This window comes from Rhodoferax sp. XS2R6 (assembly GCF_056521365.1).
Genome location: NZ_JBWMAY010000001.1, coordinates 512435 through 537888 on the forward strand (window position 1 = coordinate 512435; position 25454 = coordinate 537888).

General features: G+C 60.1%; 27 protein-coding genes. 10 read left to right on the top strand and 17 right to left on the bottom strand.

Annotated features, from left to right (window positions below):
• Positions 1–16: 16 nt before the first annotated feature.
• Positions 17–2458: a UvrD-helicase domain-containing protein gene (locus AC097A_RS02410; protein WP_479619607.1), complete on the bottom strand. Its 2442-nt coding sequence runs from the start codon at positions 2456–2458 to the stop codon at positions 17–19.
• Positions 2459–2949: 491 nt separating this feature from the next.
• On the bottom strand, positions 2950–3249 hold the full coding sequence (locus AC097A_RS02415; RefSeq protein WP_479619608.1) for a hypothetical protein: 300 nt from the start codon (positions 3247–3249) through the stop codon (positions 2950–2952).
• Between the two features lie 342 nt (positions 3250–3591).
• Here AC097A_RS02415 and AC097A_RS02420 point away from each other — a divergent pair, with 342 nt between their 5' ends.
• Both AC097A_RS02420 and AC097A_RS02425 read left to right on the top strand, forming a co-directional pair.
• Positions 3592–4569 (top strand): GMP reductase, encoded by a 978-nt coding sequence (locus tag AC097A_RS02420; RefSeq protein ID WP_479619609.1) that lies wholly within the window; start codon positions 3592–3594, stop codon positions 4567–4569.
• Positions 4570–4675: 106 nt separating this feature from the next.
• Positions 4676–5545 (top strand): NAD(P)-dependent oxidoreductase, encoded by an 870-nt coding sequence (locus AC097A_RS02425; protein WP_479619610.1) that lies wholly within the window; start codon positions 4676–4678, stop codon positions 5543–5545.
• Positions 5546–5615: 70 nt separating this feature from the next.
• Here AC097A_RS02425 and AC097A_RS02430 read toward each other — a convergent pair whose 3' ends face one another.
• Complete coding sequence (locus AC097A_RS02430) at positions 5616–7547, bottom strand: DEAD/DEAH box helicase (protein WP_479619611.1); 1932 nt, start codon at positions 7545–7547, stop codon at positions 5616–5618.
• A 230-nt stretch (positions 7548–7777) separates the two neighbouring features.
• Positions 7778–8359 (bottom strand): oligoribonuclease, encoded by a 582-nt coding sequence (gene orn / locus AC097A_RS02435; RefSeq protein ID WP_479619612.1) that lies wholly within the window; start codon positions 8357–8359, stop codon positions 7778–7780.
• Between the two features lie 36 nt (positions 8360–8395).
• Here orn and AC097A_RS02440 point away from each other — a divergent pair, with 36 nt between their 5' ends.
• Genes AC097A_RS02440 through rsgA form a run of 3 tightly spaced genes read left to right on the top strand, consistent with a single transcriptional unit; the run spans position 8396 to position 10967 of the window.
• Entirely contained in the window at positions 8396–9688 is a 1293-nt protein-coding gene (locus AC097A_RS02440; RefSeq protein WP_479619613.1) for a M48 family metallopeptidase, read from the top strand.
• Between the two features lies 1 nt (position 9689).
• Entirely contained in the window at positions 9690–10028 is a 339-nt protein-coding gene (locus tag AC097A_RS02445; RefSeq protein WP_479619614.1) for a 4a-hydroxytetrahydrobiopterin dehydratase, read from the top strand.
• A gap of 9 nt (positions 10029–10037) precedes the next feature.
• On the top strand, positions 10038–10967 hold the full coding sequence (gene rsgA, locus AC097A_RS02450) for a ribosome small subunit-dependent GTPase A (protein ID WP_315493881.1): 930 nt from the start codon (positions 10038–10040) through the stop codon (positions 10965–10967).
• 111 nt (positions 10968–11078) lie between these two features.
• Here the strand turns inward: rsgA and AC097A_RS02455 are convergent, their stop codons facing one another.
• From AC097A_RS02455 to rpsP, 6 genes are all read right to left on the bottom strand, one after another.
• Positions 11079–11999 (bottom strand): cobalamin biosynthesis protein, encoded by a 921-nt coding sequence (locus AC097A_RS02455; RefSeq protein WP_479619615.1) that lies wholly within the window; start codon positions 11997–11999, stop codon positions 11079–11081.
• Between the two features lie 13 nt (positions 12000–12012).
• Complete coding sequence (locus AC097A_RS02460; protein WP_479620188.1) at positions 12013–12648, bottom strand: CoA pyrophosphatase; 636 nt, start codon at positions 12646–12648, stop codon at positions 12013–12015.
• A 141-nt stretch (positions 12649–12789) separates the two neighbouring features.
• Positions 12790–13161, bottom strand: coding sequence for a 50S ribosomal protein L19 (gene rplS, locus AC097A_RS02465; RefSeq protein WP_105260385.1), 372 nt, complete (start codon positions 13159–13161; stop codon positions 12790–12792).
• A 115-nt stretch (positions 13162–13276) separates the two neighbouring features.
• Positions 13277–14023, bottom strand: coding sequence for a tRNA (guanosine(37)-N1)-methyltransferase TrmD (trmD, locus tag AC097A_RS02470; protein ID WP_479619616.1), 747 nt, complete (start codon positions 14021–14023; stop codon positions 13277–13279).
• An 11-nt stretch (positions 14024–14034) separates the two neighbouring features.
• Positions 14035–14598: a ribosome maturation factor RimM gene (gene rimM, locus AC097A_RS02475; RefSeq protein WP_479619617.1), complete on the bottom strand. Its 564-nt coding sequence runs from the start codon at positions 14596–14598 to the stop codon at positions 14035–14037.
• A gap of 54 nt (positions 14599–14652) precedes the next feature.
• Positions 14653–14904: a 30S ribosomal protein S16 gene (rpsP, locus tag AC097A_RS02480; protein WP_105259868.1), complete on the bottom strand. Its 252-nt coding sequence runs from the start codon at positions 14902–14904 to the stop codon at positions 14653–14655.
• 118 nt (positions 14905–15022) lie between these two features.
• Here rpsP and AC097A_RS02485 point away from each other — a divergent pair, with 118 nt between their 5' ends.
• Together AC097A_RS02485 and AC097A_RS02490 are read left to right on the top strand one after the other, a co-directional pair.
• Entirely contained in the window at positions 15023–15556 is a 534-nt protein-coding gene (locus tag AC097A_RS02485) for an N-acetyltransferase family protein (protein ID WP_479619618.1), read from the top strand.
• A complete protein-coding gene (locus AC097A_RS02490) occupies positions 15553–16026 on the top strand; it encodes a TM2 domain-containing protein (RefSeq protein WP_479619619.1) in 474 nt (157 codons plus the stop codon). Before AC097A_RS02485 ends, AC097A_RS02490 begins: the two co-directional genes overlap by 4 nt.
• On the opposite strand, the gene AC097A_RS02495 is transcribed toward AC097A_RS02490, so the two are convergent.
• From AC097A_RS02495 to AC097A_RS02525, 7 genes are all read right to left on the bottom strand, one after another.
• A complete protein-coding gene (locus tag AC097A_RS02495; RefSeq protein ID WP_315493887.1) occupies positions 16007–17017 on the bottom strand; it encodes an inorganic phosphate transporter in 1011 nt (336 codons plus the stop codon). The two genes, AC097A_RS02490 and AC097A_RS02495, sit on opposite strands and share 20 nt — an antisense overlap.
• Positions 17018–17036: 19 nt before the next feature.
• On the bottom strand, positions 17037–17684 hold the full coding sequence (locus tag AC097A_RS02500; protein WP_315473374.1) for a DUF47 domain-containing protein: 648 nt from the start codon (positions 17682–17684) through the stop codon (positions 17037–17039).
• A 93-nt stretch (positions 17685–17777) separates the two neighbouring features.
• Positions 17778–18146, bottom strand: a complete 369-nt coding sequence (locus AC097A_RS02505; RefSeq protein ID WP_479619620.1) for a DMT family protein — start codon at positions 18144–18146, stop codon at positions 17778–17780.
• Between the two features lie 80 nt (positions 18147–18226).
• Positions 18227–20824, bottom strand: coding sequence for a bifunctional aconitate hydratase 2/2-methylisocitrate dehydratase (acnB, locus tag AC097A_RS02510; RefSeq protein WP_315473375.1), 2598 nt, complete (start codon positions 20822–20824; stop codon positions 18227–18229).
• Between the two features lie 65 nt (positions 20825–20889).
• Positions 20890–21465 (bottom strand): hypothetical protein, encoded by a 576-nt coding sequence (locus AC097A_RS02515; RefSeq protein ID WP_315495830.1) that lies wholly within the window; start codon positions 21463–21465, stop codon positions 20890–20892.
• A gap of 14 nt (positions 21466–21479) precedes the next feature.
• The gene (locus AC097A_RS02520) at positions 21480–22529 is read right to left on the bottom strand and encodes an HpcH/HpaI aldolase/citrate lyase family protein (RefSeq protein ID WP_479619621.1); all 1050 of its coding nucleotides are present in this window, start codon (positions 22527–22529) and stop codon (positions 21480–21482) included.
• Positions 22530–22541: 12 nt separating this feature from the next.
• Positions 22542–23528: a malate dehydrogenase gene (locus AC097A_RS02525; RefSeq protein WP_315473378.1), complete on the bottom strand. Its 987-nt coding sequence runs from the start codon at positions 23526–23528 to the stop codon at positions 22542–22544.
• Between the two features lie 188 nt (positions 23529–23716).
• On the opposite strand from AC097A_RS02525, the gene AC097A_RS02530 reads away from it, so the two are divergent.
• The 3 genes from AC097A_RS02530 (at position 23717) to sdhD (ending at position 25449) form a co-directional block, all read left to right on the top strand.
• Positions 23717–24523 carry a GntR family transcriptional regulator gene (locus AC097A_RS02530; protein WP_479619622.1) on the top strand — a complete coding sequence of 269 codons (807 nt, stop codon included), beginning with the start codon at positions 23717–23719 and terminating at the stop codon, positions 24521–24523.
• A gap of 103 nt (positions 24524–24626) precedes the next feature.
• Positions 24627–25070 carry a succinate dehydrogenase, cytochrome b556 subunit gene (gene sdhC / locus AC097A_RS02535; RefSeq protein ID WP_315473379.1) on the top strand — a complete coding sequence of 148 codons (444 nt, stop codon included), beginning with the start codon at positions 24627–24629 and terminating at the stop codon, positions 25068–25070.
• 13 nt (positions 25071–25083) lie between these two features.
• Complete coding sequence (gene sdhD / locus AC097A_RS02540) at positions 25084–25449, top strand: succinate dehydrogenase, hydrophobic membrane anchor protein (RefSeq protein ID WP_105259878.1); 366 nt, start codon at positions 25084–25086, stop codon at positions 25447–25449.
• Positions 25450–25454 lie beyond the last annotated feature (5 nt).

Genomic DNA, 25454 nt, shown 5'->3' on the forward strand with positions numbered 1-25454 from the left:
CTGAAAGGTCTGGGAATCAAGGAACTGGTGTGAGTTTGGCCACGCTCAGCGCCAGCCACTTGGTGCCGTGACGGGGGAAGTTGATCTGCGCACGTGCGTCGTCGCCCGCACCTTCCAGCGTAAGCACCGTGCCTTCGCCAAACTTGGCATGGAATACCTTCTGGCCCTTGCGCAGGCCGGTGGGTTCTTCCTTGCGGACCACTTCCTTCTGCGGTGCAGAATAAGAGCCAAATTGGCCTCCAGCCCCCGTGGAATATGCGCGACCAGCTCCTGAATTAGGAGCATATCCGCCGCCCCCCCAACTGTTGCCGGAGCCGCCACTGCCGCCGTACCCACCGCTGAAGCCGCCCCCGAACCCGCCGCCCGCAAGCATGGGCTGCTGTTTGGGCGTGAGGTACTTCAGGCACTCCTCCGGCAGCTCGTCAAAGAAGCGGCTCTTGAGGTTGAACCGCGTCTGCCCGTGCAGCATGCGGGTCTGCGAATGGCTGAGGTACAAGCGTTTGCGCGCGCGGGTGATGGCCACATAGGCCAGGCGCCGCTCTTCCTCCAGCCCGTCGTGGTCGCTCATGGAGTTCTCGTGCGGGAACAGGCCCTCCTCCATACCGGTGATAAACACACAGTCAAACTCCAGGCCCTTGGAGCTGTGCACGGTCATCAACTGGATCGCGTCCTGCCCAGCGGCCGCCATGTTGTCACCGGCCTCCAGCGCCGCATGGGTCAAGAAGGCCTGCAGGGGCGACAGGGTTTCGCCGGTGTCGCCAAACTCATCCGGAGTGGTATCCAGCGCAGCGCCGCTCAGGCCCTGGCTCGCAGGGCTTTGGCTCAGGGCCTCGGGTGAACTCACCAGCGCGGTCATGCCCGGTGCTTCGCGGCCAAAACCTTCCTGCATCACAAAACTTTCGGCGGCGTTGACCAGTTCGTCCAAGTTCTCCACGCGGTCTTCGCCTTCACGCTCGTTGCGGTAATGCTCCAGCAGGCCGCTGTTGTCCAGCATCAGCTTGATGATGTCCTTGAGGTTCAGGTTCGCGGTCTGCTCGCGTATGACATCCAGCTTGGCCACAAAACCCGCAATCACCGCGCCGGGGCGGCCGCTCAGCGTGCTCACTGCATCATGCAGCGAGCAGCCCGTGGCCTTGGCCACGTCCTGCAACTGCTCGATGCTGCGCGCGCCAATGCCGCGCGCAGGAAAGTTCACCACGCGCAGAAAACTGGTGTCGTCGTTGGGGTTCTCCAACAGGCGCAAGTAGGCCAGCGCGTGTTTGATTTCGGCCCGCTCGAAGAAGCGCAGGCCGCCATACACACGGTAGGGAATGCCCGCGTTGAACAGGCCGGTTTCAATCACCCGGCTCTGCGCATTGCTGCGGTAGAGCACCGCAATTTCCTTGCGCTCCACATCCTCGCGAATGAGTTGTTTCATCTCATCCACCATCCACTGCGCCTCGGCAAAGTCGGTGGGTGCCTCGTACACGCGCACCGGCTCACCCGCGCCCTGCACCGTGCGCAGGTTCTTGCCCAGGCGGCGGCTGTTGTGGCTGATCAGTGCGTTGGCGCTGTCCAAAATGTTGCTGTAGCTGCGGTAGTTTTCTTCCAGCTTGATCTGGCGCTGCACGGCAAACTCGCGCACAAAGTCGGTCATATTGCCCACGCGCGCACCGCGAAAGGCGTAGATGCTCTGGTCATCATCCCCCACGGCCAGCACAGCGCCCCCACCGCCGTTCAGCAGGCCATCACTGCCCTGCCCCGCAATCATCTTGACCCAGGCGTACTGCAGCTTGTTGGTGTCCTGAAACTCGTCGATCAGGATGTGGCGAAAGCGGCGCTGGTAGTGCTCGCGAATCGGCGTGTTGTCGCGCAGCAGCTCATAACTGCGCAGCATCAGTTCGCCAAAGTCCACCACGCCCTCGCGCTGGCATTGCTCTTCGTAGAGCTGGTAGACCTCGACCTCCTTGCGTGTGTCGGGGTCGCTGGCCACCACGTCCTTGGGGCGCAGGCCTTCTTCCTTGCAGTTGCCAATGAACCAGCCCAGCTGCTTGGGCGGAAAGCGCTCCGTGTCGATGTTGTACTGCTTGCACAGGCGCTTGAGGGCGGACAGCTGGTCCTGCGTATCCAGAATCTGGAACGCCTGCGGCAGACCGGCGTTCTTGTAATGCGCGCGCAAAAAGCGGTTGCACAGGCCGTGGAAGGTGCCAATCCACATGCCATTCACATTCACCGGCAACATCGCAGACAGGCGCGTCTTCATTTCTTTGGCCGCCTTGTTGGTAAAGGTGACCGCCAGAATGCCACCGGGCGACACATAACCGTTCTGCAACAGCCAGGCAATGCGCGTGGTCAGCACCCGGGTTTTGCCCGAACCCGCCCCCGCCAGGATGAGCGCGTGCTCGGCCGGCAGCGTCACAGCGGCCAGTTGCTCGGGGTTGAGGTTGTGAAGCAGGGGGGGCACGTTCGTCAAGGACATCCCCCCATTAGGGATCGCGGGCCGGGTTGGTTGAGACTTCTCTGAATCCGCTCGTCGTTGGGCTTGAAGCAAGTCGTCAGCTTCTTTTTTTCTCTTTTGTGCGTCGGCTCTTTCAGCGTTTGCCGCTTCATCTCGCGCCCGCTCGTCCTCCAACCACTCCGTGTCGCGAATTTCCTTTTGCGCTTTCAACCTAGCTCTTGCCGCTTTTACAAGCGCAAACCCTTCTTGATGAAAAATCCACGTCACTTTGCTAGCGTTGCTCACCACATCGTTAGCAGTGGCAGCGCTAGTAACGGTATCAATCGAAGCTCTTGGAACTTGTATTTCCACAGCTTCTATGCGCCGATTCGTAAGAAACTCAATTTTTTGAGAGCTAGGCTTGCTACTGACGGTCACTTCCACCCATAACTCACGGCCATCATCAAATGTGAGTACCACATCCGGACGAAACCCTTCGATAGGCTTTTCAATCTCGACACTTGAAATGGCATTTAATGGAAAGGGAACAAAGACCTCTTCGCGAAGGAAACTTCCGTCCAAACACTGTTCAGAAACCATTCGCCGAAAATCCAGACCGGCAATCGTTTTAATACCAACAAACCACAATTTGGCTGCGCGATGCCATTCGGTTTCTTCTGCGCCTCCCAGGCTCGAATACCACGAGCAATTGCCCGGAGCGACGTCGTGGCGAAAGTAGTGCGCCCTGACATCGCCCTGAGCTGCAACGAGTAGCCCATCGCATCCCGGGCAAACACACCCACAGTCCTTTCCCCGAGGCACTGAATCGACATGGACCAAACTGCCATTTTTCAAAGCAAAGGGATTGGTGAAATGCGCGCCGTCAACGATTTTGGTCATTAGCTGAAGTGGTGGGCAAGTGTCATAAGAGCACTAGCTGTTTCGGTTTAATAGCCGATTGTAGAAACCCTAACCAAATCACCCCGGTAGCCGGCCCCTCCCCCTAACAACCACTTGTTTGGCACCCATATAAAAAACCATATACCGCCCTGCCCCCAACCCGCCTAGAATCAAGCACCGGGCCCAAGCAATTGGCACCCGGTTTTTTTATGGCCGGTGTCAGTCCAAGCGCCCAGTGTTTTTGAACCTGAAAACTTTGGATAGGAGCTTGGGCCATGGAAATTTTTGACTACGACAACATCCTCTTGCTGCCCCGCAAATGCCGGGTGGAGAGCCGTTCCGAATGCGATGCCAGCGTCGAGCTGGGCAGCCGCAAATTTCGCATTCCTGCCGTACCCGCCAACATGAAGACCGTAGTGGACGAGTCCATCTGCGAATGGCTGGCACAAAACGGCTACTTCTACGTAATGCATCGCTTTGACTTGGACAACGTCAAGTTCACCCAAGCCATGCACGCCAAGGGCCTGTTTGCGTCCATCTCGCTGGGCGTCAAAAAGCCGGACTACGCCACCGTAGACCAATTGGTGGCACTGGGCGTGACGCCCGAGTACATCACCATCGACATCGCCCACGGCCATGCTGACAGCGTGCGCGACATGATCATTTACCTGAAGAAACACCTGCCGCGCAGCTTTGTGATTGCCGGCAACGTGGCCACACCCGAAGCCGTGATTGACCTGGAAAACTGGGGTGCGGATTCGACCAAAGTGGGCGTGGGCCCGGGCAAGGTCTGCATCACCAAGCTTAAGACCGGTTTTGGCACCGGTGGCTGGCAGCTGTCCGCGCTGAAATGGTGTGCCCGTGTGGCGACCAAGCCCATCATTGCCGACGGTGGCATCCGCAGCCATGGTGACATTGCCAAGAGCATCCGCTTTGGCGCCAGCATGGTGATGATCGGCTCGCTGTTTGCGGGCCACGAAGAAAGCCCTGGCAAGACCGTGGAAGTGGACGGCGCCCTGTTCAAGGAGTACTACGGCTCGGCCAGCGACTTCAACAAGGGTGAATACAAACACGTCGAAGGCAAACGCATCTTGGAGCCCATCAAGGGCAAGCTCGCCGACACGCTGGTGGAAATGGAGCAGGACGTGCAAAGCTCCATCAGCTATGCGGGTGGCAAAAAGCTCATGGACATTCGCAAGGTCAACTACGTGACGCTGGGCGGTGACAACGCGGGCGAACACCTGCTGATGTAAACAAGGGGTTGAAGGCTGTCAGGGATTCGACAGCCTTTGAATACCCTCTGCCACCCGCCTTGCGGCGGGTGGCGCTATTCTTGTGCCGAGGAGCACAAGAGTCACCATGAAAATAGCATTACTCGGCATTGGCCTCATGGGCCTGCCCATGGGTCGCCGCCTGTGTGAAGCCGGGCACTCGGTTCACGTCTGGAACCGCACACGGCACAAAGCCGAACCACTGGTGCCCCTGGGTGCCACGGTGCACACCACCCCGGCCCAAGCCGTCAAAGACGCCGAGCTGGTCATCCTCATGCTGGACCATGGGGGTGTGGTGGGCCACGTGTTGTTCGAACTGGGGGCCGCGGCCGGTATTGCACCCGGCACGCTGCTGGTCGACATGTCGTCCATCAAACCGATTGAAGCGAAAGACCACGCAGCCCGCCTGAGCGAGCTGGGTGTGGACTACCTGGATGCGCCCGTGTCGGGCGGCACCGTGGGGGCTGAACAAGGCACACTGGCCATCATGGTGGGCGGCAAAGCCAGCAACTTTGAGCGTGCGGCGCCGGTGCTCAAAGTGTTTGGCCGCCCGACCCATGTGGGCCCCATTGGCTCCGGGCAACTGACCAAGCTCGCCAACCAGATGATCGTGGGCGCCACCATTGGCGTGGTGGCCGAGGCCTTGCTGCTGTGTGAACGCGGCGGTGCCGACATGGGCAAGGTCAAGGAAGCGATTACCGGCGGTTTTGCCGACAGCCGCATCCTGCAAGTGCATGGCCAACGCATGGTGGACCGCGACTTTGCGCCGCGTGCGCGCATGACGGTACAAATCAAGGACTTGCGCAATGCGCTGGCCACGGCCAACGAAGTGGGGTTTGATGCGCCCATTACCGCCCTGTTTGAACAGCTCTACGCCCAGGGCATAGACCACGGCCTGGCCGACCTGGACCACGCGGGGCTGTTTGTGGAACTGGCCAGCCGCAACGGCATGGCCTGACAAACTACCATCGTGCGGACGAAAAAAAGGCCTCTTACGAGGCCTTTTTTACTGGGCGAACCGGAACAGGTTAGTCCGTGTTGCGTGCAGGGCGCTTCTTGGCGTCACGGGGTACAAACACTTTGCCGCCGTTGCCGGGCTTGGCAAAACCGGTGGGCTTGCCAAAGGCAGGCTTGCGGGCACCAAAGTCGCCACGCGGCGCACCGAAGTCACCACGGGGAGCGCCAAAGTCACCGCGAGGGGCTCCGAAATCGCCACGGGGGGCTTGGAAGTCACCACGCGGCTGGAAGTCACGTGGAGGACGTGCATCACCGCGGGGAGCGCCTTGGCCGGCAAAGCGGTCGTTGAAACCGCCCTTGCGTTCGTAGCTGAAGCCTTCTTTGGCTGCACCGCCGAAGTCACGGGAGTTTTCACCGAAACCACGGGGGCCACCGGCTGGTGGGCGTCCGCCGAAACCACCGCCATTGCCGCGGTTGCCACCAAAACCACCTTCACGGGGGCCGTTGCTGAACTTGCGGTCACGATCGCCGCCAAAGCCGCCACCGTTGCCACGGCCTGCAAAGGCGGGGCGCGATTCAGGTGCGCGTTGTTGGGGTTCCAGGCCAGGAATCGTTTCAGCCTTGATGGGCTGGCGTGTGTAGGCTTCAATGTCGAAAATCTTGCGACGGTCGCGCATTTCAGCAAACGTGATGGCCAGGCCATCGCGACCGGCACGGCCGGTACGGCCAATGCGGTGGGTGTAGTCCTCGGCCTTCATCGGCAGGCCGAAGTTGAACACGTGGGTGATGGTGGGCACGTCGATACCGCGGGCCGCCACATCGGTGGCCACCAGGAATTGCACCTGGCCTTGGCGCAGCGCCATCAGGCGGCGATTGCGCAGACCTTGGCTCAAGGCACCGTGCAGGGCCACGGCGTCAAAGCCGTCTTGTTGCAGGTCGTTGGCCAAGCCGTCGCATTCGATCTGGGTGCTGGCAAAAATGATGGCTTGGTTGATGCCGGTATCACGCAACCAGTGGTCCAGCAGCTTGCGCTTGTGCTGGGCGTTGTCAGCCCAGTGCAGCACTTGCTTGATGTTGACGTGTTTTTCTTGCGGGTTGTCGATGGTCACGCGCTGGGGTTCGCGCATCACGCGGGCAGCGAGCTGCTGAATGCGGGGAGCAAACGTGGCGCTGAACATCATGGTTTGCTTGCGGCCAATGGTCAGCTGGTTGATTTCAGCCAGGTCATCGGAGAAGCCCAGGTCCAACATGCGGTCGGCTTCGTCCACTACCAGGAACTGGACTTGGTCCAGTTTGATTTGCATGGAGCGTTGCAGGTCCAGCAGACGGCCAGGGGTAGCCACCACCAGGTTGGCGTTTTGCAGCTTGGCGATTTGCAACTGGTAAGGCATACCGCCCACGATGTTGGCAACGCGCAGACCGCGGCAATGTTGCACCAGGTCGATAGCGTCGTGTGCTACTTGCTGGGCCAGTTCGCGGGTGGGGCAAACGATCAGGGCGCCAGGCGTAGGGGCCTTGAAATTGCGGACGTTGGTGGGGTCCTTGCGCTTGGCGCGCTTGGGAGCAGGCTCACCTTTCTCCAGGGCTTCGGCGGTCAGGCGCTCAAACTCGGCGCGCTCGTCGGCTTCGGCTTGGGCCAATTGGGTCAGCAGGGTGTGCAACACAGGCAACAGGAAGGCGGCGGTTTTGCCGCTACCGGTCTGGCTGGACACCATCAGGTCGATGAATTTGGCCGCCTGGTCTTTGGTCGCGCCGGAGCCCATGGCCAAAGGAATGGCCTTGTTTTGCACCACGGTGGGTTGGGTGTAGCCCAGGTCTTTACAGGCTTGCACCAGTTCAGGGGCCAGGCCCAGTTCAACAAAGCCGTTGGGGGCTTCGACGGTTTCCACGGCGTCAGCAGCGTCCAGCTCGGCGGTTTCGCCCAGGGACTCCACAGTGTTGGAAGGCATGGAAATGTTTTCGGCAGGCGCGAATTCGCCTGTCACTTCAAAAGCGTCAGTCATATTTTTTCTCACACGCGAGCGCCGCAGGTTGTGCGACTGCTCCGTCAATGGTTAAAAAACATCAACCATCAAACGGAACCTGCTCTGCCCGCCATGGGGGTCTCAGTGCTGGGGGCGTATATCGCTTGGAAAAGCGAGCCCGGTGAATGAAGGGAGATGTACAAAATTCGCTGGCCGCAACATGCGTTACCAGCGAAGCCTGCGATTATGGCACGGATTCGGGTTTCTACCTAATCCAATTTCAAAAAGTGGGTTCGGTAGTGCGCCAACTCGTCGATGGACTCGTGCACATCGGCCAGCGCCGTATGTTTTTGCTGTTTCTTGAAGGACTCGGCCACACCGGGCTTCCAGCGCTTGGCCAGCTCCTTGAGCGTGCTCACGTCCAGGTTGCGGTAGTGGAAGAAGGCTTCCAGCTTGGGCATGTACTTCACCAGAAAGCGGCGGTCCTGGCCGATGCTGTTGCCACACATGGGCGAACCGTTGGCAGGCACGTACTGACTCAGGAAGGCGATCAGTGCCGCCTCAGCCTCGGCTTCCGTGGTGGTGGACGCCTTGACCTTGTCGATCAGCCCGCTCTTGCCATGGGTACCCTTGTTCCAGGCGTCCATGGTGTCCAGTTGCGCGTCGGTCTGGTGGACCACAAACACCGGGCCCTCGACCCGGTTGCCTAGGTGGGGGTCGGTCACGATGACGGCGATCTCGATGATGCGGTCGGATTCCGGCTCCAGACCGGTCATTTCGCAGTCCAGCCAGACGAGGTTTTTGTCGGATTTTGCCAATACGGCGCTTGTGGGGGTGTTGGATTCAGCCATGCCGGCATTGTCGCCGATGGCCTAAACTCTGGCGCCATGACCGATGCCTCCCCCGTGCCCAACTATTCCGTGCTGATGACCGCCGCTTTCGCCCTGGCCTTGGTGGCCAGCGTCATGCTCAAATTCTGGCTGTCCACGCGCCAGATGCGCCATGTGGCCCAGCACCGCGACACTGTGCCCGCCGCCTTTAGCGCGCAAATCAGCTTGGAAGCCCACCACAAAGCCGCCGATTACACCATCGCCCAAGGCCGCCTGGGCCTGCTGGAACTGGCGTTTGGCACGGCCGTAGTGCTGGGTTGGACGCTGCTGGGTGGCTTGTCGTGGCTCAATCAGACCCTGCTGCAATGGATGGCGCCCGACGTGCTGCAACAGGTCGCCTTGCTGGCCGCATTCATGCTCATCGGCTCCGTGCTGGACCTGCCCTTTACGCTGTACCGCACCTTTGTGCTGGAGCAGCGCTTTGGCTTCAACAAAACCACGCCCCAACTCTGGCTGCAGGACCTGCTCAAGTCCACGTTGGTAGGGGCCATCATTGGCCTGCCGATTGCGGCGTTGGTGGTCTGGATGATGGGCGCCACCGGTGCTTACTGGTGGGTCTGGACCTGGGGCGTGTGGATGGGTTTCAACCTACTCATGTTGCTGGTCTATCCCACCTGGATCGCCCCCTTGTTCAACCAGTTCAAACCGCTGGACGACGCGGCACTCAAAGACCGTGTGTCGGCCCTGATGGCACGCTGTGGCTTCACCTCCAAAGGTTTTTATGTGATGGACGGCAGCAAACGCAGTGCGCACGCCAATGCCTACTTCACCGGTTTTGGCGCCTCCAAACGTGTGGTGTTTTACGACACCCTGCTGGCCCAGTTGAGCCCTGCCGAGGTGGACGCTGTACTGGCACATGAGCTGGGGCACTTCAAACACAAACACATCGTCAAACGCATGGTGTCACTGTTTGGCTTGAGCCTGCTGGGTTTTGCGCTCTTGGGCTGGGTCAGCCAGCAGGTGTGGTTCTATACCGGCCTGGGCGTGGTGCCCAGCATGACGGGAGCCAACGACGCGTTGGCTCTGCTGCTGTTCATGATGGTGCTGCCGCTATTGGGCAGCTTTGTCGGCCCGGTCTTTGCGCAGCTGTCGCGCAAACACGAGTTCGAGGCCGATGCCTACGCCGTGGCCAATACCAGTGGTGCCGATTTGTCGTCGGCCCTGCTCAAGCTCTACAAGGACAATGCATCCACACTCACGCCCGACCCGGTGTACGTGAAGTTTTACTACTCACACCCGCCCGCCTCCGAGCGCCTGGGCCGCATGCGCTCCCCTGCTGCAGGAACCTGATATGACCCTTGATTCAGAACAAAAAGTGCCTCCAACCCCCGTCCGTACTGCGCTAACAGCTACACAAATCATAGCAAACCTGGCCAAGGTGGAAGGCTGGAAACTGCATGGCGACGGCGCCGATGTGGCCATCGAAAAGACCTACCGCTTCGACAACTTCCTCAAGACAATGGCGTTTGTGAATGCCCTGGCTTACATTGCCGAGCAGCAAGACCACCACCCCGAACTGCTGCTCACCTACGGCAGCTGCAGCGTACGTTTCAATACACACGATGTGCATGGCGTGTCGCGTTCCGACTTTGAATGCGCCGCGCTGGTTGACGCGCTGCTGCCCGCCTAGGCCCCCGTTTTGGCTGCGCCCCAACTGGAACCCGGAATTGTCGTGGCAGGCCACGGCCGCCACGTGTGGGTGGAAACGCCCGATGGCCGCCGCCTGATCTGCCATCCACGTGGCAAGAAGAGCCAGACCGTGGTCGGCGACCAGGTGCTGTGGCAGGCCACGCAGGACGAGGGCACCATCGAGAAGGTGCTACCGCGCCGCAACCTGTTTTACCGGCAAGACGAAATCCGCACCAAGTCCTTTGCCGCCAACCTGGACCAGGTGCTGATCCTCATCGCCGCCGAACCCGAGTTCTCCGAAAGCCAGCTGTGCCGCGCACTGATTGCCGCCGAGGCCGAGAAAATCCGGCCCATCATCGCGCTGAATAAAAGTGATTTGACCGAACCTTTTGGCCGCGCCTGGGAACGTATGGGTGTGTACCGCGACATGGGCTACCAGGTGGTGCCGCTCGCCCTCAAACCCAAGGCAGAGGACATCAGCGCCACCGAACTGGACGCACTGATGCCTTTGATGCAGGGCAAGACAACCCTGGTGCTGGGGCCGTCCGGCTCGGGCAAGAGCACGCTGATCAACCGGTTGATTCCCAACGCGCAGGTGCTGACCAACGAAATTTCCACAGCGCTGAACTCCGGCAAACACACCACCACCAGCACCAACCTGTACTGGGTAGATGCGGCCCGAACCACGGCGGTGATCGACTCACCGGGGTTTCAGGAGTTTGGCCTCAACCACATTGAACCCATGCACCTGGCCAGCCTGATGCCCGACATCAAGGCCCATGCCCAGGCCTGCAAGTTCTACAACTGCAGCCATTTGCACGAGCCGGGTTGCGGGGTGATCACCAAGGTCAAAGAGGGCGCTGTACCGCATGGAATCAGCGCGAACCGCTATAAAATTTATAACGACCTCTTCGCCGAACTCTCGCAGACCCGTTACTGAAGTGGCAATTTTCTGCAGGGCCGCCCCAAAGCTCACGTAGTGCGGCGAAGCCAAAATTAGCCCCCTCGGGGGGCAGCGACCCGCGTAGCGGTGGAGCGTGGGGGCGACGTCTCAGCCGATCAGGCGCGCCAGCGAGAGCAGCGCCAGAAACACCATCCACATCACCACGGTGCGCCACACCAGGCCCACCACGGCGCGCAAATGCGCCAGCTCCGGCACCAGGCCGCTAGCAGCTGGATCGTTCTCACCCAGGCGCACATTCACGGCACCAGCCGTAGCGGCCAGCACCACACCATCGTTGTCCAGCGGGTGCACCGCCTCATGGCGGCGCCAGCTGTCCACCGCCTCTTCAAAGCTGCCCACAAAGGCAAAACTCAGCGCGGTTACGCGTGCGGGCAACCAGTCAATCACCGCCCATGCCCGCTGCGCCTGGCTGCGCACGGCATCACTCACAGGCGCAGCTTCGGGCCGCGGTGTGCGCTTGGCAAACACCGCCACATACTCGCTCACCCGATAAAACACGGCACCGGCCGGCCCCAGGCCCAGCGCAGTGAGCAAGGAGTACCAGGCAAACACCCCAAACACATGGCGGTGGGCGCTGAGCACGGAGTGTTCGATCACATGGCGCACCATCTCGCTGCGTGGCAAGGCACTGGTGTCGATGCGCATCCACTGCGCCAGGGCCTCGCGGGCCGCGGCTTCGTCGCCTGCATGCAGGGCGTCACGCACCAGCGTGAAATGGTGGCTGAACTGGCGAAAGCCGAGCGTGGCGTACAGAATGGCCACGTTCCACACCACGGCCAGCGCCCAGCCGAACTGCCACACCAGCAGCCAGTGCACGGCCAACACCGCCAGACTGGGGCCGAACACGGCCAGCGACCAGGCCAGCCAGCCATGTTGGGGCTTGCCCGCATCAAAGTTGCGCATGACCCAACGCACCCAGTTGCGCACCACGTTGTGCACCGGATTGATTTGCGGCAGAGGCTTTGCTTGCTCCAACAAGAGCGCGAGAAGGATGGCGATGAAACTCATGCGGCAATCATAATCAGTGCGCCTGCAGGAAACGGTACAGATTGCGCAGCATGCCCGCCGTCGCACCCCAAATAAAGTGTTCCATCTGCCCATCGTGGTAGGGCATGGAGAACCACTCTCGTTCCTGCCCTTCCCACTGCACGCGGTGGCGGCGGTGGTTGGCTGGGTTCATCAGAAACGGCAGCGGCACTTCAAACACCTGGGCCACCTCGTGCGGGTTGGCTTCAATCACCATGGCCGCATTCACCAGCGCCACCACAGGAGTCACCACAAACGCGCTGCCCGTGGTGTACGTGGGCATGGTACCTAGGACCTCAACGCACCCAGGTGCCAAGCCAATTTCCTCCTGGGCCTCACGCAATGCCGTGGCCACCGCATCAGCATCTTCCGGATCCGCCTTGCCACCAGGAAATGCAACCTGCCCCGAATGGCTGGACAAGTGGCTGGTCCGGTGGGTCAGCAAGACAGTCAATGCCTCCCGCATCACCAGGGGCACCAGCACCGAGGCCTGGGTCGGGGTACGGCTGGAAAAGGCAGGCTCGGCGCGTAACTCTGGCGACCACACGGGCGGGACCGCAAAATGCCGGCGCAAAGCGTCGGCCTGCAAAGCCTGGGGAGAAACAGCCGGTAGATGGGCGTCACGCCCCATGACGGGGACCGCACGCGGGTCAAACAAGGGTGGGTTGCTCACTCCATGCCACTCCAGAATACGAAATTAGGCCAGGCCATGAAAAAAGCCGCCACAGACAAATGCTGGGGCGGCTTTTTTGCCAAGAAACAGTGCGTTGAATTACGCGGCTGTCTTCTTCGCTGGCAGCTTTTCCTTGATACGTGCCGACTTACCGCTGCGGTCACGCAGGTAGTACAGCTTGGCACGGCGCACATCACCGCGGCGCTTGACTTCGATGCTGGCGATCAGGGGGCTGTAGGTCTGGAATGTGCGTTCCACGCCTTCGCCGCTGGAGATCTTGCGCACGATGAAGCCGCTGTTCAGGCCGCGATTGCGCTTGGCAATCACCACACCTTCGTAAGCCTGCACGCGCTTGCGGGTGCCTTCAACGACGTTCACGCTCACCACCACGGTGTCACCGGGGGCGAATTCTGGGATGGTTTTACCCAGGCGAGCAATTTCTTCTTGCTCAAGAGTTTGGATCAGGTTCATGATTTCCTTCGTGATCTTGCAAGCGCCGGCACCGGAATTGGTACCAACCACAGACTTCCCAAAGAAGCGTGGCCTGGCCGAGCAGAGGATCGGTTAGCCCACCATTATAACAAGCTCAAGGCTTGTCGGCCAAATACTGTTCATCGCGCTTGTCCAAAAGCCCCTGCTGGCGCGCTGTATCCAGCAAATCGGGCCGGTGTTGTGCCGTCAGTGCCAGGCGCTGCTGGCGGCGCCAACGCTCGATCTGCTCATGGTGGCCGGACATCAACACGGCAGGCACGGGCTGCTCGGCCCAGGTATCGGGCCGGGTGTAATGCGGACAATCCAGCAGGCCATCCAATGCGGGGTTAAAGCTGTCCTGGTGGTGGCTGTCGGCATCACTCAGCACACCGGGCTGGAGGCGTGCGATGGCATCCAACATGGCCATCGCAGCAATCTCACCGCCCGACAGCACAAAGTCGCCCAAGCTGATTTGCCCATCGACATAACGGTCGATAAAACGCTGATCGATACCCTCGTAGCGGCCACAGACCAAGATGGCGCCTTCACTGGCCGACCAGCGCTCCACGGCTGCGTGGCTCAGGGTTTGGCCAATCGGAGAGAACAACAAGACAGGCGCCTGGTCCTTGCGGCTGGCGCGTATCGCCAGCAACGCTTTTTCCAGTGGTTCGGCCATCATCACCATGCCTGGGCCGCCGCCGAAGGGGCGATCGTCTACGCGGCGGTAGTTGCCGCTGGCAAAGTCTCGGGGGTTGGTGAGCTCGACCTGCACCTGCCCGGTTTCGTAAGCACGGCGCGTGATGCCGACCTTGAGAAAAGGATCAAACAACTCAGGAAACAGCGTGATGACGTCAAAGCGCATACACACGCCGCTCAGTAGTCAGCGAGCCAGTCCACACGGATGTTTTTGGCGGCAATGTCCACCGCATCCACATACGCGGAGACAAACGGAATCATGCGCTCCTGCACCTTGCCATCCACCACATACTCAATCACCAAGACAGTTTGTGGCCCTGTGGACAGGAGTTCACGCACTGTGCCTAGCGCCTCGTCCTGGCGGTTGGTAACCTGCAGTCCGATGAGGTCGACCCAGTAGTACTCGTCATCCGCAGCAGCAGGAAAACTAGAACGGGAAATAAAAATACGCGCGCCCCGCAAGGCTTCTGCAGCGTTGCGGTCCAATACGCCTTCGGCACAGGCCACGACGGTGTCGGAATGCGTTTTCGCTTCTTTGACAGACAGCGAAGCCGTACCCACAAAGGTTTTGACACCTTTTTCGGTAGGCAGAAGAAACCAGCGTTTGGAAGAAAACAGTGCTTCCGGGTCGGCACTGTAGGGGAGGACTTTGAACCAGCCCTTGATGCCCCAGGCATCCGCGATGCGGCCGACCTCTATGGCGTCCGCTGGCAATTCAGCAACGTCAAGACCGGGCAACATGGTATGCAGAAAACGCTGGAACCCGCGGACTGGCCACGCGTTCCAGCTTTACCATTAAGCGGCTTTTTTGGCAGCTTGGTTGATCAGGCGTTCCACGGTGGGAGACGCTTGGGCGCCAACGCCTTGCCAGTAAGTCAGGCGATCCTGCGCAATGCGGATGCTTTCTTCGCTGGCCGTAGCGATGGGGTTGTAAAACCCGATACGCTCGATGAAGCGGCCGTCACGACGGGTGCGCTTGTCAGCCACAACAATATTGAAAAACGGGCGAGCTTTTGCACCGCCACGGGCGAGTCGAATGACGACCATGATTTATCCTTTGGGTGACTGACATAAATCAGCCATTTAATTCAGAGTTGAGACACGCAACTGACCACCCGGCCAGTGACACTCTGAATAGCTCTCCATTATAACGTTTTCCATCTTCATGACAAAAATTCGCCCCAGCACCGATGCCGACGTCGGCGCCATGACCGCCATTTATGCCCACCACGTGCTCCACGGCACCGGGACTTTCGAGATCACGCCCCCCACGGAAACCGACATGGCGAGTCGGCGCGCAGATGTGTTGTCCAAGGGACTGCCCTACCTGGTATTGGAGGATGGCACGGGCGTCATCGGATTTGCCTACTGCAACTGGTTCAAGCCCCGCCCGGCCTACCGTTTCTCGGCTGAAGACTCGATTTACCTGGCACCCGCAGCTGCGGGCCGAGGCCTGGGTCGCCTGCTGCTGCAAGAACTGATGGCGCAAGCCGAACGTGCCGGGGTGCGCAAACTGATCGCGGTGATTGGAGACTCCGCCAACCAGGGCTCCATCGGTGTGCACCGCAGCTGTGGCTTCCAGTCGGTGGGCGTGCTGTCCTCGTGTGGCTGGAAGTTTGACCGCTGGCTGGATGTGGTGCTGATGGAGCGTTTTATTGGTGCCGGCAACAGCACCCCCGCAGCGGATACCACCGCATGAAGAGCAAAACCATTGCGGTCTGGCTCACTCTGGTGCTGGGCTCGTTGGGTCTGCACCGCCGCTACCTCTTGGGACGATTTGACACTCTTGGCCTGTTGCTACCCCTACCGACCCTGCTGGGCTGGTACGGCGTGCTGCGTGCCCGCGCGCTCGGGGTGGACGATCCATGGAGCTGGGTGCTGATGCCTTTGCTGGGTTTTACGCTGGCCGGGTGTGCGCTCACGGCCATCGTCTACGGGCTGATGTCCGCCGAACATTGGAACCGGAAGTTCAACCCCCAGGCCTCCGAAGACGCCGCCGAGGGCAGGAGCAACTGGATCACCATCATCGGCTTGGGCCTGGCCCTGATGCTGGGAACCACGGTGCTGATGGCCAGCCTGGCCTTCAGCATCCAACACTACTTTGAGTACCAGATGGAACAGGCCAGCAGCCTGTCCCAAGGCACTGCACTTAAAAAATCTGCAGACTGACCCAGTAGGCAATGGCAGCTACAAAAGCTGCCGCGGGAATGGTCAACACCCAGGCCCATACGATGTTGCCCGCCACGCCCCAGCGCACGGCGCTGGCGCGCTGGGTTGAGCCCACACCCACAATGGCACCGGTGATGGTGTGTGTGGTCGACACGGGAACCCCCAATGCGGTTGCCAAAAACAGGGTCATGGCACCACCGGTTTCGGCGCAAAACCCACCGACGGGCTTGAGCTTGGTGATCTTCTGGCCCATGGTCTTCACAATGCGCCAACCACCAAACATGGTGCCAGCACCAATCGCCGCATAACAGGACACGATGGTCCAGGTGGGCGGCGCGGTATCGGATGCCGCCACATACCCGGTGGCAATCAACATCATCCAGATGATGCCAATGGTTTTTTGCGCGTCATTGCCCCCGTGGCCCAGGCTGTAAGCCCCGGCGGACACCAGTTGGAGGCGACGGAACCATTTGTCCACTCGGGATGGCCGCGATCGGCGGAACACCCAGGCCACGATCACCATCATGACCGAGCCCAGGGTAAAGCCCAGCAAAGGTGACACAAAAATGAAGGCAACCGTCTTGATGATGCCGCTGGACACCAGGGCCCCTGCGCCCGCCTTGGCAATCACGGCCCCCACAATACCGCCAATCAGGGCGTGCGAAGAGCTGCTGGGAATACCATAGTACCAGGTGATCACGTTCCAGGTAATGGCGCCAACCAGCGCACCAAACACCACATGGGTATCCACCACGCCGGGCTGCACAATGCCCTTGCCCACGGTGGCCGCCACACTGAGGTGGAAGACAAAGATGGCGATGAAATTGAAGAATGCCGCAAACAAGACCGCCTGCCCCGGCTTGAGCACGCCCGTGGAGACGACCGTAGCAATGGAGTTGGCGGCATCATGAAAGCCGTTCATGAAGTCAAATAGCAGTGCCAGCACCACCAGCAACATTACGACCCACAGGGCTGCCTGTACGTTTTCCATAGTGATTCCAGCCGCGCGATCAGGAGTTTTCGAGGATGATGCCCTCGATCACATTGGCCACGTCTTCACACTTGTCAGTGATGGTTTCCAGCAATTCGTAAATGGCCTTGAGTTTGATCACCTCCCGCACATCGGGTTCCTCGCGGAACAGCTTGCTCATGGCGGTGCGCATCACGCGATCGGCGTCGGACTCCAGCTTGTCAATTTCCTCGCAGGTTTTCAACGCTGCTTCGGCTGTGTGGGGGTCTGCAATGTTCCCCAGCAGCTTGACGGCATCACGCAAGCGCTCGCAGCACTTCACGCTTAGGTCGGTCAGACGGGTAATCTCTTCCGTCATGTGGCGCACGTCGTACAGCGCCATGGTCTCGGCCGAATCCTGGATCAAATCGGCCACATCGTCCATGGTGTTGATCAGCGAGTGGATCTGCTCGCGGTCAATCGGCGTGATGAAGGTGATGTGGATCGCCTTGTTGCACTCGTGGGTCACGCGGTCGGCGGCACGTTCCGCATCGTCCACTTCCTGGTTGTACTTGGCGCGCAAGTCCAGGTCGTTGTAATTGGCGACCAGCTTGGAAAACGCGTGCGCCGCTTCGACGATGCGGTCTGCATGCTGGTTGAACATTTCAAAAAAATTGCCTTCACGCGGCAACAACTTTCCAAACAGCATCGCTGGCTCCTAACAAATGAATATGTCGGTTTTGTGACTAAATCCGGACTGCGCGGAGTGTAACCGCCCCTCACCCGGGGGCATTTGAGGCCTTTAGGGGGTCCGAAAAATAAAGTACACCGCACCCACCATGCACAAACCCGCCCACACAAAGTCCATTTTGAAGGGCTGCTTCAGGTACACCATGGCAAACGGCAGGAACACCAGCAGCGTGATCACCTCCTGCATGATCTTGAGCTGCGCCACCGAAAATCCGGCTTGCTGAAAACCGATGCGGTTGGCAGGCACCTGCAACAAATACTCAAACAGCGCGATCCCCCAACTCACCAGCGCCGCGGTGTACCAGGGCACCGCCGCCAGACTCTTCAGGTGGCCGTACCAGGCGAACGTCATGAACACATTGCTGGCAACCAACAGCAGAATGGTTTGCCACGAAAGGGGGATGGAAGAAAGAAAACTCATGGCCCCAATTATCCCGTGACCATGTAAAAAGCCCCGCAGCTTGCGCCGCGGGGCTTTTGTCTCTTCCGGCCGTGGGGTGCTTACGCGCTCACGGTCGCAGCAGACTCGGTGTAATCCTCGATCTTGTCAAAGTTCAGGTACTGGTACACCTTGTCGCTGGCAGCGGTCAACACACCCATGTCAGCCAGGTACTCTTCCTTGGTCGGAATACGGCCCAGCTTGGAGCAGATGGCAGCCAACTCGGCCGAGCCCAAATACACATTGCTGTTTTTGCCCAGGCGGTTGGGGAAGTTACGGGTGGAGGTGGAGAACACGGTGGCGCCCTCCTTCACCTGCGCCTGGTTGCCCATGCACAAGCTGCAGCCCGGCATTTCCATACGGGCACCGGCGCTGCCCAACACACCGTAGTGGCCTTCGTCGCTCAGTTGTTTGGCGTCCATCTTGGTCGGTGGGGCGACCCACAGCTTGACCGGGATATCGCGCTTGTTTTCCAGCAGCTTGGACGCTGCGCGGAAGTGGCCGATGTTGGTCATGCAAGAGCCGATGAACACTTCGTCGATCTTGGCACCGGCGACGTCGGCCAAGGTTTTCACATCGTCCGGGTCGTTGGGGCAGGCCACGATTGGCTCATGAATATCGGCCAGGTCGATCTCAATAACCGCTGCGTAGTCCGCATCGGCATCACCCTTAAGCAACTCGGGGTTCTTCAACCAGGCTTCTTGCGCGGCAATACGGCGGGCCAGCGTGCGAGCATCGGCGTAACCATTGGCAATCATCCACTTCATCATGGTGATGTTGCTGTTGACGTACTCGATGATCGGCTCTTTGTTCAGGTGCACGGTACAACCGGCAGCAGAACGCTCAGCTGAAGCGTCGGACAACTCAAACGCTTGCTCCACCTTCAGGTCTGGCAGACCTTCAATTTCGAGAATACGACCGGAGAAGATGTTCTTCTTGCCCTTCTTTTCAACGGTGAGCAGACCAGCCTTGATGGCGTACAACGGAATCGCATTGACAAGGTCACGCAGAGTCACGCCGTTTTGCATCTTGCCCTTGAAGCGCACCAGCACCGATTCAGGCATGTCCAAAGGCATCACACCTGTCGCTGCAGCAAACGCCACCAAGCCTGAGCCTGCGGGGAAGGAAATGCCGATAGGGAAACGGGTGTGGCTGTCGCCACCAGTGCCCACGGTGTCGGGCAGCAGCAGGCGGTTCAACCAGCTGTGGATCACGCCGTCACCAGGACGCAGCGAAATGCCGCCGCGGGTGCTGATGAAGTCAGGCAACTCGTGGTGCATCTTCACGTCCACAGGCTTGGGGTACGCAGCGGTGTGGCAGAAGGATTGCATCACCAGATCGGCACTGAAGCCCAGGCAAGCCAAGTCTTTCAACTCGTCACGGGTCATGGGGCCGGTGGTGTCTTGCGAGCCAACCGAGGTCATCTTGGGTTCGCAATAGGTACCAGGACGCACACCTTGTTGCTCGCCGTTCACCACGGGCAAACCACAGGCACGGCCCACCATTTTTTGCGCCAGGCTGAAACCCTTGTGGGTGTCTTCAGGGTTGGTGGGCAAACGGAACAAGGTAGAAGGCGCCAAGCCCAAGGCTTCGCGCGCCTTGGCAGTCAGGCCACGGCCAATGATCAAGGGGATACGGCCACCGGCACGCACTTCGTCAAACAGCACATCGCTCTTGACGGTGAACTCGGCAATCACTTGGCCGTTCTTCAGCGCCTTCCCGGCGTAAGGCAGCAGCTCGACCACGTCCCCCATGTTCATCTGGTTCACGTCCAGCTCGATGGGCAAAGCGCCCGCATCTTCCATGGTGTTGTAGAAAATGGGGGCGATCTTGGTGCCCAGGCAGACACCACCAAAACGCTTGTTGGGCACGTAAGGAATGTCTTCACCGGTGAACCACAACACGCTGTTGGTGGCGGACTTGCGGCTGGAGCCGGTACCGACCACATCACCCACGTAGGCGACCAGGTTGCCACGGGCGCGCAGGTCTTCGATGAACTTCACCGGGCCACGCTTGCCGTCTTCTTCGGGCGTGATGCCGTCGCGCTTGTTCTTCAGCATCGCCAACGCGTGCAGCGGGATGTCGGGGCGGCTCCAGGCATCAGGTGCAGGCGACAGGTCGTCGGTGTTGGTCTCGCCGGTCACCTTCAGGATGGTGACGGTGATGCTTTGTGGCACTTCGGGGCGGCTGGTGAACCACTCGGCATCGGCCCAGCTTTGCAACACGGCCTTGGCAAACGTATTGCCTTTGTCAGCCTTTTCCTTGACGTCGTGGAACTGGTCGAACATCAACAGGGTTTTCTTCAGGCCTTCGGCGGCCTCGGCAGCCACGGCTGCGTCGTCCAGCAGGTCGACCATGGGGCTGATGTTGTAGCCGCCCAGCATGGTGCCCAGCAGTTCGGTGGCACGGGCGCGGGAGATCAGGGCACAGGTTTCGGTGCCGTGGGCCACTGCGGCCAAGTAGCTGGCCTTGACCTTGGCGGCATCGTCCACACCGGCGGGCACGCGGTGGGTGATCAGGTCCACCAGAAAGGCTTCTTCGCCCGCGGGAGGGGCTTTGAGCAGCTCGATCAGTTCACCGGTCTGCTTGGCAGACAAGGGCAGCGGGGGAATGCCCAGCGCGGCGCGTTCGGCCACATGGTCACGGTAGGCTTTTAACATCATTTTCTCCTTCAGTAACAATAAAATACCGCGCAAACCCTTATGGAATATGCGCAAGCAGCTATCTAATTAATAGCAGTTCGGACTACGCCGGCCTGTGGCTCGGCAGGGTCCGCAACGGCGGCGGGGGGCATCGGCAAAGGTTCAAGCAAATTGGGTGCCGGTGAACGTGCCATGGCATCGGCCACCACCACCTGCTCGGCATTCATGCAGGCGTCGGCCAGGCGACGCCCCTGCTTTTGGTCCATCAGCATCGACTTGTTGGCCAGCTGCAGCCACACGGCGCCGCTGGCAGCGTCTTCCAGGCGGATGGCACCCGTGCTGGTCAACACCGGCACCATGTGGAATGTGTACCGGCCATGCGCCAGCACAAAGCGGCCTGGCACCGTCTGGTGGGCGGACACGGCAACGTGTGCGCCCAACTCACAAGGCACCTTGCCCAGCACCACACGCTGGGCCACGGCCAAATACTCCTCCGACAGGGCAAGTGGTTGCTCCACTGGCGGGGTGGCAACCGGCAACTGCTTGGCGGGTTTGGCCTTCACCAGCGGCTTGCTGCGCGCTTTCGGGGGCTCGCCGGCTTGCACGGTGGCCCCACACAAACCCAGCGCCAGCAGACCTGCGACCAGAGACTTCAACATGGTGGACTCCAACATCAATGCACCACGGGCAAAAAGTAAGAAAGCACGCCATCGGGCAACACACGCCCGGTTTGGTGCGCACGTTCCAGCACCTGCCAAAAATAGCGGTAGCTGGCCCGGTCGTGCAGCTTGCCATCCACAGAAATCGGTGCCCACTCGGCACACTGGGCTTGTTGCACGATGTGTGCGGCCAAGGCCACCTCTTCCGCATCCGGCGCCAGCGCGTCCACGATGGGACGGATCTGGTCCGGGTGGATGCTCCACATGCGCGTGTAACCCAACGCACGCGACGCGCTGCGCGCGGCACGCTGCAGGGCCGCCACATCCTTGAACTCGGTTACCACACAGTGCGAGGGCACCTTGCCATGGGCGTGGCAAGCGCTGGCAATGTCCAGCTTGGCGCGCAGCACCAATGGGTGGTGAAACTGGTCCAACGTGTCGCTGTCGTCCGAGCGCCGCACGCCCATGGCCGACGATGGAATGGCACCGCCGTGGCTGGAAACAAAGTCCATGAGGCCAAAACTGATGGACTGTACGCGCGGGTGAGCCGCAATCTCAAACGCCCGGTGTACGGCGGCGGGTGATTCAATCAACACATGCAAGGGCAAGGGCGCAACACCTGGTGCGGTCGCCGCATCCATGGCCGCCACGGCACGCTCCACATCCCACAGCGTTTCCACTTTGGGCACCATGAGGTAACTCAGCGTGGCACCGGCCAAGCCCACCACGGTTTGCACATCCGCCGCAAACTCCGCGTGGTCCACGGCATGCACACGCACACCAATGCGGCGGCGCAGACCTTTTGCTACCAAATTAGGAGCTGCTTGCGCAGCATTGGCGAGGGCTACGACCATATTTGCATGGTCATCCTCACCCCCAACCGGGGCGCCATCCTCGCAGTCCAGGGTCACGTCAAAGACGCAGGCCCCGAACTCCTCGGTCATCTCGGCCTGCAGTTGCAGGCTTTTGACCATCCGCGCTTCGACACCGCTGTAATGGTCGCAAACAGGCAATATGCCTGCCGCGCCCTGGGCGCCTAAGAGTACGTCGCGCGGATGGGGCACTTCAGCAGCCGTTTACAGCAGGTGGGCGACGCCAGCCTGCTCGTCTTGCAGTTCTTTCAGCGTGATGTTGATGCGCTCTTGGCTGAACGCGTCGACTTCCAGGCCTTCCACCAGCTTGTACTCGCCACCTTCGCAGGTGACGGCAAAGCCGAACATAACGTCCTTGGGGATGCCGTACTGACCATCCGAGGGAATACCCATGGTGACCCACTTGCCATTGGTGCCCAGGGCCCAGTCGCGCATGTGGTCAACGGCTGCGTTGGCGGCAGATGCTGCGGACGACACACCACGGGCCGCGATGATGGCCGCACCACGCTTGCCCACGGTGGGCAAGAAGGTGTTGGCATTCCACTCCTGGTCATTGATCATGGCCTTGACGCTTTCGCCATTGATGGTGGCAAAGCGATAGTCGGCGTACATGGTGGGCGAGTGGTTGCCCCACACGGTCATTTTTTCGATGTCGGCCACGGCCTTACCGGTCTTGGCGGCGATCTGGCTCAGGGCACGGTTGTGGTCCAGGCGCAGCATGGCGGTGAAGTTCTTGCGTGGCAGGTCAGGCGCGCTCTTCATGGCGATGTAGGCGTTGGTATTGGCGGGATTGCCCACCACCAGCACCTTCACATTGCGGCTGGCCACGGCGTTCAGGGCCTTGCCTTGTGCGGTGAAGATTTCGGCATTGACGGCCAGCAGCTCGGCGCGTTCCATGCCAGGGCCACGGGGGCGAGAACCGATCAGCAGCGCGTAGTCCACGTCCTTGAACGCGGCCAGCGGGTCACTGTGCGCCTCGATGCCCACCAGCAGGGGGAATGCGCAGTCTTGCAGCTCCATGATCACGCCTTGCAGGGCTTGCTGGGCTTTTTCCACGGGAACTTCTAGCAGGCTCAGAATGACGGGCTGGTCTTTGCCCAGCATTTCGCCAGAGGCGATGCGGAACAGAATGGCGTATCCAATTTGGCCTGCTGCGCCGGTAACGGCAACGCGGACGGGTTTCTTGCTCATGGTAAAACTCCAGGAAGTGTTGTGAAAACGGCGTGGGGCCAGCGCATTGTGCAATCCGTGTTGCGCTGCAGAATGCGCAGGAGTTTACTCCCGATTTCTGCGCTGCGTCAATTTGTCTTATGTCTTATATAAGATATGATTGGGGTTAATTTCGAGACTGACTTGTAGCTGACGCAACCCCTCGCACCATGGCCGCCCTCCCCCCCCCTTCGAGCGACCCCTCTGCCTCCGCAGAGGCCGAAACGGGCGCGGCCAGCGGGCCCTCGTTCACCCCCGCATTCAGCCCGCTGTACCAGCAGATCAAAGTGCTGATGTTGCAAAGCCTGCAAAGCGGTGAATGGAAACCCAGTGCCGCCATCCCCAGCGAACTCGAACTGGCGGCACGTTTCAAGGTCAGCCAGGGCACGGTGCGCAAGGCGATTGACGAACTGGCCGCCGAAAACCTGTTGGTGCGGCGCCAGGGCAAGGGCACCTTTGTGGCCACCCATGCCGAGCACCATGTGCAGTACCGCTTTCTCAAGCTCTTCCCCGACAACGGCGACCCCAACAGCGAAGGCCCAGCCCAGCGCAAGATCATTGATTGCAAGCGCCTGCGGGCATCTGCAGAAGTGGCACGCGCATTGGCGCTGCGACCGGCCGATGCCGTGTTGCAAGTACGACGCGTACTGTCGTTTGCCGGCGTGCCCACGATTCTGGAAGACCTGTGGTTGCCGGGCACCCCCTTCAAAGGGCTGACGGCCGAGCGCCTGGCCGACTACAGCGGCCCCATGTACGCCCTGTTTGAAACCGAATTTGGCGTGCGCATGGTGCGCGCCGAAGAAAAAATCCGCGCCGTATTGCCGGACGCGGACCAATGCAAGCTGCTGCACACAACGGCACAGACGCCGCTGCTCAGCGTGGAGCGCACGGCTTATACCTACAACGACACCCCCATGGAGATGCGCCGCGGCCTGTACCTGACCGACACACACTACTATCGAAATGCGCTAAATTGACCCGCTGCACCGTGCAAGACCAATGTCAGATTGGTGCGGTGCAATAGAATTTTGGCTGGCTGCGCCAAAATTACATACCAGTTACAACCAAGAAAGCCCATCCATGACTGAGCTCACCTCCGCAAGCAAACGCCCTCGACCCGAATTTCGCAACATCAACGCTCTGTCGGACCTGCCCACCTACCGTCTGCCGCCCGCAGGCTGGGTGTCCATCCTGCACCGTATCAGCGGCGCCATCATGTTCATCCTGATGCCGTTCATTATCTGGATGTTCGACACCTCTATTTCCTCGGAAATCTCATTTGCAAAGTTCAGCAGCGTATTTAGCGTGGGCGTAGGCGTGGTGCCAGGCTGGTTCTTCAAACTGGTGGCGCTGGCCATTCTGTGGGCTTACCTGCACCACTTCATCGCTGGCATGCGCCACCTGTGGATGGACATCAACCACGCAGTCAGCAAAGAGTTTGGTCGCTCTTCGGCCATCGCGACCCTGGGCCTGGGCACCGCATTGACGCTGGTGCTCGGTTTGAAATTGTTCGGCGCCTACTAAAGGAAATACAAAAATGGCAGTGAATTACGGTTCCAAGCGTGTCGTCGTTGGCGCGCACTACGGTCTGCGCGACTGGCTGGCGCAACGCGTCACCGCAGTGTTGATGGCTCTGTTCACCCTAGTGGTGCTGGCCCAGGTGATTTTTTCCAGCGGCCCCATCGGCTACGACAAATGGGCTGGCATTTTCTCCTCCCAGTGGATGAAGGTGTTGACCTTCTCGGTCATCGTGGCCATGCTGTACCACGTGTGGGTCGGCATCCGTGATATCTGGATGGATTACATCAAACCCGTGTCCATCCGCCTGTCTTTGCAGGTGTTCTCCATTGTGTGGCTTGTCGGTTGCGCCGGCTGGGCCATCCAGGTCCTGTGGCGTCTCTGATCTCC

Excerpts from the sequence above, each read along its gene's own strand:
- AC097A_RS02495 (WP_315493887.1), bottom strand. The coding sequence starts at position 17,017 with ATGGAAAACGTACAGGCAGCCCTGTGGGTCGTAATGTTGCTGGTGGTG.
- AC097A_RS02515 (WP_315495830.1), bottom strand. The coding sequence starts at position 21,465 with ATGTTGAAGTCTCTGGTCGCAGGTCTGCTGGCGCTGGGTTTGTGTGGG.
- sdhD (WP_105259878.1), top strand. The coding sequence starts at position 25,084 with ATGGCAGTGAATTACGGTTCCAAGCGTGTCGTCGTTGGCGCGCACTAC.
- rimM (WP_479619617.1), bottom strand. The coding sequence starts at position 14,598 with ATGTTGCCCGGTCTTGACGTTGCTGAATTGCCAGCGGACGCCATAGAG.
- AC097A_RS02525 (WP_315473378.1), bottom strand. The coding sequence starts at position 23,528 with ATGAGCAAGAAACCCGTCCGCGTTGCCGTTACCGGCGCAGCAGGCCAA.
- orn (WP_479619612.1), bottom strand. The coding sequence starts at position 8,359 with ATGGCTGAATCCAACACCCCCACAAGCGCCGTATTGGCAAAATCCGAC.
- sdhC (WP_315473379.1), top strand. The coding sequence starts at position 24,627 with ATGACTGAGCTCACCTCCGCAAGCAAACGCCCTCGACCCGAATTTCGC.
- AC097A_RS02530 (WP_479619622.1), top strand. The coding sequence starts at position 23,717 with ATGGCCGCCCTCCCCCCCCCTTCGAGCGACCCCTCTGCCTCCGCAGAG.
- AC097A_RS02430 (WP_479619611.1), bottom strand. The coding sequence starts at position 7,547 with ATGACTGACGCTTTTGAAGTGACAGGCGAATTCGCGCCTGCCGAAAAC.
- AC097A_RS02455 (WP_479619615.1), bottom strand. The coding sequence starts at position 11,999 with ATGAGTTTCATCGCCATCCTTCTCGCGCTCTTGTTGGAGCAAGCAAAG.
- AC097A_RS02500 (WP_315473374.1), bottom strand. The coding sequence starts at position 17,684 with ATGCTGTTTGGAAAGTTGTTGCCGCGTGAAGGCAATTTTTTTGAAATG.
- acnB (WP_315473375.1), bottom strand. The coding sequence starts at position 20,824 with ATGTTAAAAGCCTACCGTGACCATGTGGCCGAACGCGCCGCGCTGGGC.
- AC097A_RS02445 (WP_479619614.1), top strand. The coding sequence starts at position 9,690 with ATGACCCTTGATTCAGAACAAAAAGTGCCTCCAACCCCCGTCCGTACT.
- AC097A_RS02415 (WP_479619608.1), bottom strand. The coding sequence starts at position 3,249 with ATGTCGATTCAGTGCCTCGGGGAAAGGACTGTGGGTGTGTTTGCCCGG.
- AC097A_RS02490 (WP_479619619.1), top strand. The coding sequence starts at position 15,553 with ATGAAGAGCAAAACCATTGCGGTCTGGCTCACTCTGGTGCTGGGCTCG.
- AC097A_RS02505 (WP_479619620.1), bottom strand. The coding sequence starts at position 18,146 with ATGAGTTTTCTTTCTTCCATCCCCCTTTCGTGGCAAACCATTCTGCTG.
- AC097A_RS02440 (WP_479619613.1), top strand. The coding sequence starts at position 8,396 with ATGACCGATGCCTCCCCCGTGCCCAACTATTCCGTGCTGATGACCGCC.
- rpsP (WP_105259868.1), bottom strand. The coding sequence starts at position 14,904 with ATGGTCGTCATTCGACTCGCCCGTGGCGGTGCAAAAGCTCGCCCGTTT.
- AC097A_RS02420 (WP_479619609.1), top strand. The coding sequence starts at position 3,592 with ATGGAAATTTTTGACTACGACAACATCCTCTTGCTGCCCCGCAAATGC.
- AC097A_RS02410 (WP_479619607.1), bottom strand. The coding sequence starts at position 2,458 with ATGTCCTTGACGAACGTGCCCCCCCTGCTTCACAACCTCAACCCCGAG.
- AC097A_RS02485 (WP_479619618.1), top strand. The coding sequence starts at position 15,023 with ATGACAAAAATTCGCCCCAGCACCGATGCCGACGTCGGCGCCATGACC.
- trmD (WP_479619616.1), bottom strand. The coding sequence starts at position 14,023 with ATGCGCTTTGACGTCATCACGCTGTTTCCTGAGTTGTTTGATCCTTTT.
- AC097A_RS02460 (WP_479620188.1), bottom strand. The coding sequence starts at position 12,648 with ATGGGGCGTGACGCCCATCTACCGGCTGTTTCTCCCCAGGCTTTGCAG.
- AC097A_RS02425 (WP_479619610.1), top strand. The coding sequence starts at position 4,676 with ATGAAAATAGCATTACTCGGCATTGGCCTCATGGGCCTGCCCATGGGT.
- rplS (WP_105260385.1), bottom strand. The coding sequence starts at position 13,161 with ATGAACCTGATCCAAACTCTTGAGCAAGAAGAAATTGCTCGCCTGGGT.